Annotated in this window: 2 protein-coding genes; one reads left to right on the forward strand and one right to left on the reverse strand. The window is 74.6% G+C overall.

The features are described 5' to 3' along the window. Positions 1–29 precede the first annotated feature (29 nt). Positions 30–983 carry a DMT family transporter gene (locus CCN42_RS38770; protein ID WP_086741891.1) on the forward strand — a complete coding sequence of 318 codons (954 nt, stop codon included), beginning with the start codon at positions 30–32 and terminating at the stop codon, positions 981–983. Here the strand turns inward: CCN42_RS38770 and CCN42_RS38775 are convergent. Then, positions 975–1,712, reverse strand: a 738-nt coding sequence (locus tag CCN42_RS38775; protein WP_143662185.1) for an MFS transporter, incomplete at its 5' end; no start/stop codon positions are given. The two genes, CCN42_RS38770 and CCN42_RS38775, sit on opposite strands and share 9 nt — an antisense overlap.

The following is a 1,712-nucleotide window of genomic DNA, read 5'->3' on the forward strand; positions in this document are numbered from 1 at the left end:
CCCCTGCCCCTCCTAGCCTCGGGAACGTGATGTCCTCGTCCTCTCGCCCCGCCCTCCTGGCCGCCGGTGCCGCCGTGGTCACCGTCGTGCTGTGGGCCTCCGCGTTCGTGTCGATCCGCAGCGCCGGGGAGGTGTACTCGCCGGGCGCGCTGGCGCTCGGGCGGCTGGCCACCGCGTCCGTGGCGCTGGGGGTGCTGTGCGCCGTACGGCGGGAGGGCCGGCCGCCGCGGGCGGCGTGGCCCGGGATCGCGGTGTCCGGCGTGCTCTGGTTCGGTGTCTACATGGTCGTCCTCAACTGGGGCGAGCAGCAGGTGGACGCGGGCACGGCGGCCCTGGTCGTCAACATCGGCCCGATCCTGATCGCGCTGCTCGGCGCCCGGCTGCTCGGCGACCCGATGCCGCCCCGCCTGCTGGCGGGGATGGCGGTGTCGTTCGCCGGGGCGGTGACCGTGGGTCTGTCGATGTCGGGGGGCGGCTCGTCGTCCGTCCTCGGGGTGCTGCTGTGCCTGCTGGCGGCGGTCGCCTACGCGGCCGGCGTGGTCGCGCAGAAGCCCGCGCTCGCCCGGGCCGGTGCCGTGCAGGTGACGACATTCGGGTGCCTGGTCGGGGCCGTGCTCTGCCTGCCGTTCGCCGGGCAGCTGGCGCGGGAGGCCGCCGCCGCGCCGCTGCCGGCCACCCTCAACATGGTCTACCTGGGGCTCTTCCCGACCGCGCTGGCCTTCACCACCTGGGCCTACGCGCTGTCCCGGACCACCGCGAGCCGGATGGGCGCGACCACGTACGCGGTGCCCGCGCTGGTCGTGCTGATGTCCTGGCTGGCGCTGGGCGAGGTGCCGGGCCCGCTCACGCTGGCGGGCGGGGCGCTGTGCCTGGCGGGTGTGGCGGTGTCGCGGTCGCGGGGCCGGGCGGCCCGGGTCGTGGCGGCCTCGCCGCGCCCCGGAACCGCCCGGGAGCGGTCGGACCGGCCCGCCGGGTCAGCGTGAACGCGCCCGGTCCGCCAGGACCTTGATGGAGGCCAGCGCGACCACCGACAGCGCGATCACATAGCCGGACACGGCCATCGAGGTGCCGGTCGCCTCCAGCAGCAGCACCATCACGAACGGGGCGAGCCCGCCGCCGCCGACCGCCGCGATCTGGTAGCCGAGGGAGGCCCCGGTGTAGCGCATCTCGGGGGTGAACAGCTCGGCGAACAGCGCGGCCTGCGGGCCGTACATGATGCTGAGGAAGCAGCTCGCGACGAAGGTGCCGACGGCCAGCCACAGCAGGGAACCGGTGTCGATGAGCAGGAACAGCGGCACGGCCCACAGCGCGATGCCCGCGGCGCCGAACGCGTAGACGCGGATGCGGCCGAGGCGGTCGGAGAGCGCGGCGGAGGCGGGGATCAGCACCAGCTGGGTGAGGCTGACGCAGAGCGAGACGGTGAGCACCGCGCCGCGTTCCATGCCGAGTTCGCGGGTGGTGTAGTCGAGGACACCGGTGATGATGATGTAGAACGTCGCGGTGTTGACGGCGAAGGAGCCGCCCGCCAGCAGCACCGTGCCGAGGTGGTGGCGCAGGACGGTGCGCAGCGGCGAGGAGGTCTCGCTCCTCTCCCGCTCGGCCAGGGCCCGCTCGGCCCGCCGGAACTCGGGGGTCTCCTCGACGCGGGTGTGGATGTACCAGGCGAGCGCGAGCACGAACACGCCGACGACGAACGGCACCCGCCAGCCCCA

It is taken from the genome of Streptomyces glaucescens, from assembly GCF_002154375.1.
GTDB classification, from domain to species: Bacteria; Actinomycetota; Actinomycetes; order Streptomycetales; family Streptomycetaceae; genus Streptomyces; species Streptomyces glaucescens.

Coding starts and splice junctions, on each gene's coding strand:
- CCN42_RS38770 (WP_086741891.1), top strand. CDS start 30: ATGTCCTCGTCCTCTCGCCCCGCCCTCCTGGCCGCCGGTGCCGCCGTG.